Genomic DNA, 7,094 nt, shown 5'->3' on the forward strand with positions numbered 1-7,094 from the left:
CTGGGTTGTTCGGGCGCCGCAGGGATCAAGCGATTGCCCGTTATTGGTGCTCGAGCGCTTTTTTGGTGCGCGGTCAGGCCTCAGCCAGGGCCTCGAGAAAACTCTCCAGCACCAGGTGCGCACGGCGGCCTTTGCGCGTGACCGCCGCCAGGTTGATGTCGTAGAAGCGGCTGCTGGCCTTCAGCGCGCGCAGGCGGCCCTGTTGTACCCAGGCCTGGGCATAGTGGTCAGGCAGGTAGCCGATATAGCGCCCGGTGAGAATAAGGAAGGCCATGCCTTCGCGGTCCGAGGCGCTGGCCGTGCAGTTCAGCGCCTGGTAGTGGCTCTGCACCTCAGGTGGCACGCGGAAGGTCGGGGCGATGGCCTCCTGAGCGTTGAGACGTTGGTCTTCAAGCTGCTGGTCATCGACATAGAACAGCGGGTGGCCGACCGCGCAGTAGAGCAGCGAGCGCTCGTCGTACAGCGCCTGGTATTCCAGGCCGGAGAGGGCGCCGACCTGCGGTACCACGCCGATATGCAGGCGGCCGTCGAGCACGCCCTGTTCCACCTCTGACGGCGGCGTCATGCGGATATTGATGCGCACGTCCGGCCCCTGCACCTTGAGGCGAGCCAGGGCGTTGGTGATGCGCATGTGCGGGATGGTCACCAGGTTGTCGGTCAGGCCGATGTTCAGCTCGCCACGCAGGTGCTGGTGCAGGCCGTTGACCTCGGTGCGAAAACTCTCCAGCGCCGCCAACAGTTGCAGGGTGCTCTGGTACACCTCGCGGCCTTCCTCGGTCAGAGCGAAACCGGCGCGGCCGCGCTGGCACAGGCGCAGGCCGAGGCGTTGTTCGAGGTCGCTCATCTGCTGGCTGATGGCCGAGCGGCCGATGCCCAGGGCGCTTTCGGCTGCGGAAAAACCGCCGCATTCCACCACGCTGCGAAACAGCTTGAGCAGGCGGATTTCAAAGTCGCTGACCTGGGCCAGCGGATCGGGACGGCGGCTGCTCATTTGTTTAGTGGGCCTTGAACTGAAGATAAGAAGAGTACTGTTTTACTGACTCTATGCCCGTGGCACCTTTGCTGGCAACTGATTCAATTCCCTTGTAGGAGGGGCTTTAGCCGCGATTGCTTTTGATCTTCGCGGCTGAAGCCCCTCCCACGACACCGTCGAGTGCGAGGCTCCTCCGATGAACATGCCGCAGACCGCAACCCCGTCCCTGGCCAGCCAGCTCAAGCTGGATGCGCACTGGATGCCGTTCTCCGCCAACCGTAACTTTCAGCGCGACCCGCGTCTGATCGTCGGTGCCGAAGGCAGCTGGCTGACCGACGACCAGGGCCGTAAGGTCTACGACAGCTTGTCCGGCCTGTGGACCTGCGGCGCCGGCCACTCGCGCAAGGAAATCCAGGAGGCCGTGGCCAAGCAGCTCGGTACCCTCGACTATTCGCCGGGCTTCCAGTACGGCCACCCACTGTCGTTCAAGCTGGCCGAGCAGGTCGCTGACCTGATGCCGGGCGACCTCAACCACGTGTTCTTCACCGGCTCCGGCTCCGAGTGCGCCGACACTGCGGTGAAGATGGCCAAGGCCTACTGGCGCCTCAAAGGCCAGGCCTCCAAGACCCGTTTCATCGGTCGTGCCCGTGGCTACCACGGCGTCAACATCGCTGGTACCGCGTTGGGCGGCATCGGTGGCAACCGCAAGATGTACGGCCAACTCATGGACGCCGACCACCTGCCGCACACCCTGCAGCCGGGCATGGCCTTCACCAAGGGCATGGCCGAAACTGGCGGCGTGGAACTGGCCAATGAACTGCTCAAGCTGATCGAGCTGCACGACGCTTCCAACATCGCCGCGGTGATCGTCGAGCCGATGTCCGGCTCGGCCGGTGCCATCGTGCCGCCGGTGGGCTACCTGCAGCGCCTGCGCGAAATCTGCACCCAGCACAACATCCTGCTGATCTTCGACGAAGTCATCACCGGCTTCGGCCGCATGGGCAAGTGGAGCGGCGCGGAGTTCTTCGGCGTGACCCCGGACCTGATGAACGTCGCCAAGCAGATCACCAACGGCGCCATCCCGCTGGGTGCGGTGATCGCCAGCAGCGAGATCTACAACACCTTCATGCAGCAGCCGTCGCCGGAGCACATGATCGAGTTCACCCATGGCTACACCTACTCGGCGCACCCGGTGGCCTGTGCCGCCGGTCTGGCGACGCTGGAGCTGCTCAAGCGCGAGAACCTGATCCAGCAGTCCGCCGAGCTGGCGCCGAAGTTCGAGGCCGCGCTGCATGGCCTGAAGGGCACCAAGCACATCATCGATATCCGCAACTGCGGCCTGGCTGGCGCTCTGCAGATTGCCCCGCGTGATGGTGACGCCGTGATCCGTCCGTTCGAGGCCGGCATGGCTCTTTGGAAGGCCGGTTTCTACGTGCGCTTCGGTGGCGATACCCTGCAGTTCGGCCCAACCTTCAACGCCAAGATCGAAGACCTCGACCGCGTCTTCAATGCCGTCGGCGATGTACTGAACAAACTCGATTGATTCCTGTGGGAGGAGCTTTGGCCGCAACGCTCATTCAGTCGTGGCTGAAGCCCCTCCCACCAACCTGACTTTGGAGATCCCCATGAGCCACATCCCGCACCTGATCAACGGCGAACGCGTTGCCGGCAACGGTCGCAGCGCCCCGGTGTACAACCCGTCCACCGGCGACTCCACCAGCGCCGTCGGCCTGGCTGATCGCGCCACCATGCAACTGGCCATCGACGCCGCCAAGGCTGCCTTCCCGGCCTGGCGCAACACCCCGCCGGCCAAGCGTGCACAGATCATGTTCCGCTTCAAGCAACTGCTGGAGCAGAACGAGAACGAAATCGCTGCGCTGATCAGCGCCGAGCATGGCAAGACCATCGAAGACGCCGTCGGTGAACTCAAGCGCGGCATCGAGAACGTCGAGTTCGCCTGCGCCGCTCCGGAAATTCTCAAGGGCGAATACAGCCGCAACGTCGGCCCGAACATCGACGCCTGGACCGATCTGCAACCCATTGGTGTCGTGGCAGGCATTACCCCGTTCAACTTCCCGGCCATGGTGCCGCTGTGGATGTACCCGCTGGCCATCGTCTGCGGCAACTGCTTCATCTTGAAGCCGTCCGAGCGTGACCCGAGCTCCACCCTGTTCATCGCCGAACTGCTGAACCAGGCCGGCCTGCCCAAGGGCGTGCTGAACGTGGTCAACGGCGACAAGGACGCGGTCGATGCGCTGATCGAAGCGCCCGAGGTCAAGGCCCTGAGCTTCGTCGGCTCGACCCCGATCGCCGAATACATCTATAGCGAAGGCACCAAGCGCGGCAAGCGCGTGCAGGCTCTCGGCGGCGCCAAGAACCACGCAGTGTTGATGCCCGATGCCGACCTGGACAACGCCGTCAGCGCACTGATGGGCGCGGCCTACGGCTCCTGCGGCGAGCGCTGCATGGCCATCTCCGTGGCCGTGTGCGTGGGCGACCAGATCGCCGATGCGCTGGTCGAGAAGATCGTCCCGCAGATCCAGGCACTGAAAATCGGTGCCGGTACCTCCTGCGGCCTGGACATGGGCCCGCTGGTCACCGCCGCTGCGCGCGACAAGGTCAAGGGCTACATCGACGCCGGGGTCGAGCAGGGCGCCAAGCTGGTGGTCGACGGCCGTGATCTGGTGGTCGCTGGCAACGAGAACGGTTACTTCGTCGGCGGTACCCTGTTCGACAAGGTGACACCGGAGATGACCATCTACACCGACGAAATCTTCGGCCCGGTGCTGTGCATCGTCCGCGTCGGCAGCCTGGAAGAAGCCATGCAACTGATCAACGATCACGAGTACGGCAACGGCACCTGCATCTTCACCCGCGACGGTGAAGCCGCGCGCCTGTTCTGCGACGAGATCGAAGTCGGCATGGTCGGCGTCAACGTACCGCTGCCGGTACCGGTTGCTTACCACAGCTTCGGCGGCTGGAAGCGTTCGCTGTTCGGCGACCTGCATGCTTACGGCCCGGATGGCGTGCGCTTCTACACCCGCAAGAAGGCCATCACCCAGCGCTGGCCAGCACGCAAGAGCCACGAAGCGGCGCAGTTCGCCTTCCCCAGCAATGGCTGAGTGAGTTGACGCGCTAACGAAAAGGCCGATCACGTGATCGGCCTTTTTCTTGGTCGCAGCGTCGTGGTGCTCGGGCTTCTCGTGGGAGCGGCTTCAGCCGCGAATGAACTCGCAAGCACCGGCGACGCAATACCTGACCAACCCTGCGGTGCTGGTTGCAATCGTTGATTCGAACGCGCAGAAAAAAGGGAGCCATTGGCTCCCCGTTTTCGTCAGCGGGAGAGGCGATGGTTCCTGCGCAGGTCGATCAGATCCTGATGGGTGCAGGTCTGTGGCGCCGGGCCGGTCAGGTCGTAGCAACGCTGGCCGAAGCCCATCGGCCAATAGGCTATCCCGACCGGTGGCCAGAAGATCGAGGCTACGCGGAAGCGTGTTTTCAGGCGGCCGCTCTGGATGACATGGGATTGTCTGTCCTCCAGACGATAAGGCACGCCTGCTGCGGCACCCCATGAAAATGGGCGAGTCTTGATCAGGCCTTCTTTATGAAGCGTCGGGTGCTCGTTGACGATGAGCGCGCTGTCGTCGGGGAGCTTGACCCAGGTGGCGGTGGAACAACCACTGACGATGAGTGCAGCTGCCAGCATGGCGGCAGACTTGAGGGAAGACATCCGGATTACATCCTTGTCGTAGTGCTGATAGGGGCGCGTACTATAAAGGCTTATCGCCATCAGTGAAGTGCCGAATGTCCACTACGCGCGGATAACGGCATGGCATCAAAGAAAAAGGCCGGTCTTGTGACCGGCCTCCCTGTTTTCAGGCAGCGCATTGTTAACTACAAGCAGATTGCCGCTGGATGGATAGGCGTGCTGCGGGAGTCGATACTCACTGCGCCTGATCGATCGCATCCTGCAGGCGCTGGGTGTTCGCCGCATTGGCCTGGTCGATCTGCTGCTTGAGCTGCTCCATTTGCTGCTGAGCCTGTTTGGCCTGCTCAGCCTGGAGTGTCGCCGTGGCGGCCGTCTCACCGGCGCCGCAGCCGCTCAAGATGAGTAACAGGGAAACAGTGCAGAAACGGCGCAGATGCATCATGGAGTCCTCGGGCAAGCTCGTGCGATGAACAATAGATTGGCGCATTTCTGTCGATTTGTGTGTGCCGACTGCCGCAAACCGAAAACGCTGACTCGAGCACGCCACGCGGCTCATCGCATATCGTCTATCCCCGCCCTCTGGTAAAACAGCCGGCAGTAGAAAGGGAGATGCACGATGACCGAGCCATTCATGCTGGATCTACACACCTACCTCGGGCGCCTGGGGTACTCGTCGGCGCCGCCACCGAGCCTCGACACCCTGCGTGAGCTGCAGGCGCGACACACTGCCGAATTCCCCTTCGAAACCCTGGCCAGCATGCTGCGCGTGCCGGTGGAGGTCGAACCCGCCGCGATTCAGGACAAGCTGCTGCGCCAGGGTCGTGGCGGTTACTGCTTCGAGCTCAACCGCTTGTACCTGCTGCTGTTGCAGGCGCTGGGCTTCGACGCGCGCGGGCTGACCGGCCGCGTAGTGATGGGCGGCCCGGAGGATGCCCTGCCGGCGCGCACCCATATGCTGGTGTTGGTGACCATCGATGGCGTGCGCTACATCACCGACGTCGGCTTCGGTGGCATGGTGCCGACCGGCCCACTGCTGCTCGACAGCGAGGCAGAGCAGGCCACACCGCATGAGCCCTATCGCCTGACGCTGGTGGATGGCACCTACACCCTGCGCGCATTGGTCGCCGGCAGTTGGCGGGCGATGTACGTGTTCGATCTGCAGCAGGTGGCGGATATCGATTACGTGGTGGGCAACTGGTACGTGTGCACCCACCCGGATTCGCCCTTCCTTGGCCAGATGATCGCCGCCCGCACCGGGCCCGGCCTGCGCAAGACGCTGAACAACGGCAGCTTCGCCATCCACCGCCTGGGGCAGGCGAGTGAGCGGGTGCAGTTGCAGGGTGTCGATGAGGTGCTCAGGGTGCTGCGTGAGGAGTTTGGGATTCAGGTGCCGGAGCATCCTGAGGGGCGGGAGATCATCGAGCGGTTGATTGCGGGGACGTGAAGGCAAGGCCGCTGGTATCGCCACGGTCTTGTAGGAGGGGCTTTAGCCGCGACCCGAAGCCACCCAAATCTGTAGGAGCGGCTTCAGCCGCGAAACTCTCGGAAGCCTGCTGAGATTGCTGAAGGCCCGCGATCAGTTCCCCTCTCCCATTTATGGGGCGTAAGCGGAAATAGCGAAGCACTGCTTCGTCCGCTGAAGCGCTCTGAGCTCTGCGAAGGGCTGGGGTGCAGGGCGGGGGCTAGGGGAGAGGGCGCTCTTGCTCTTACTTGAGCCCAGTACTCCGACGCCGCAAATTTGTTGTCTGAAATTACGGTTTCGCCCTTACGGCGAGTCCCTTTTGGCAAACGCCCCAAAAGGAACCAAAAGGTCTGTGCCCCGCCATCCGGGTCTCGCTTCGCTCGACTTCCCTCACTTCATCATTGCTCCAGGGGCCGGCGTACAAGGGCCGTCCCTGGCCCTTTACGCCTCTCGCCGCATCCATGCGGCTCGCGCCCTTCCGCAACGATTCCATTCGGCCTCCTGAAGGGGCGTTTGGCTGCGTTTGATCGTTCTCTGCAGGGTTACCAGAATCCAAGCCGTAGGCCGGATGTAGTCCGCGGCTTTTCCGTAGTTGATTCCGCAGCTTTGGTAGGCGCCGCGATCCCTGATCCCGTCAGGAGGCCGTGTGGAGGTGCTGCGTAGAGGGGCGTTTGGCATGGATGCCAAACGAGGAACGATGGGCCAGGGATGGCCCACCGTGACGACCCCCGGAGCAGCGCTGGAGCGAGGGAAGTTTCGCGAAGCGAAACCCGGATGCCGGGCGCGCTTTCTCTTTGGTTACTTTGTAGTGGATCTACTGATCCCGGACACCCATTTAGGGCGAGAATGCTCGCCATAGAGAGGTGTCTGATGACCAAGCAACGTCGTTCCTTTACGCCCGAGTTCAAACGAGAGGCCGCTGGCCTGGTGCTCGATCAGGGCTACAGCCA

The 7,094-nt window shown here is 63.0% G+C and carries 6 protein-coding genes; 3 read left to right on the forward strand and 3 right to left on the reverse strand.

Annotation, left to right across the window (positions count from 1 at the left end; all coding sequences use genetic code 11):
• Positions 1-73 precede the first annotated feature (73 nt).
• Positions 74-991, reverse strand: coding sequence for a LysR family transcriptional regulator (locus tag RTH74_RS23900; RefSeq protein WP_106733567.1), 918 nt, complete (start codon positions 989-991; stop codon positions 74-76).
• A 178-nt stretch (positions 992-1,169) separates the two neighbouring features.
• Between RTH74_RS23900 and RTH74_RS23905 the strand changes: the two genes are divergently transcribed.
• Entirely contained in the window at positions 1,170-2,516 is a 1,347-nt protein-coding gene (locus RTH74_RS23905; protein WP_106733568.1) for an aspartate aminotransferase family protein, read from the forward strand.
• An 82-nt stretch (positions 2,517-2,598) separates the two neighbouring features.
• Entirely contained in the window at positions 2,599-4,095 is a 1,497-nt protein-coding gene (locus RTH74_RS23910; protein WP_099526167.1) for a CoA-acylating methylmalonate-semialdehyde dehydrogenase, read from the forward strand.
• A gap of 212 nt (positions 4,096-4,307) precedes the next feature.
• Here the strand turns inward: RTH74_RS23910 and RTH74_RS23915 are convergent, their stop codons facing one another.
• Both RTH74_RS23915 and RTH74_RS23920 read right to left on the reverse strand, forming a co-directional pair.
• Entirely contained in the window at positions 4,308-4,703 is a 396-nt protein-coding gene (locus RTH74_RS23915) for a hypothetical protein (protein WP_316916310.1), read from the reverse strand.
• A 214-nt stretch (positions 4,704-4,917) separates the two neighbouring features.
• Positions 4,918-5,238 carry a hypothetical protein gene (locus RTH74_RS23920; protein WP_316916311.1) on the reverse strand — a complete coding sequence of 107 codons (321 nt, stop codon included), beginning with the start codon at positions 5,236-5,238 and terminating at the stop codon, positions 4,918-4,920.
• A gap of 60 nt (positions 5,239-5,298) precedes the next feature.
• Here RTH74_RS23920 and RTH74_RS23925 point away from each other — a divergent pair, with 60 nt between their 5' ends.
• On the forward strand, positions 5,299-6,126 hold the full coding sequence (locus RTH74_RS23925) for an arylamine N-acetyltransferase (RefSeq protein WP_316916312.1): 828 nt from the start codon (positions 5,299-5,301) through the stop codon (positions 6,124-6,126).
• Positions 6,127-7,094 lie beyond the last annotated feature (968 nt).

This window comes from Pseudomonas sp. zfem001, assembly GCF_032621725.1.
GTDB classification, from domain to species: Bacteria; Pseudomonadota; Gammaproteobacteria; order Pseudomonadales; family Pseudomonadaceae; genus Aquipseudomonas; species Aquipseudomonas sediminis.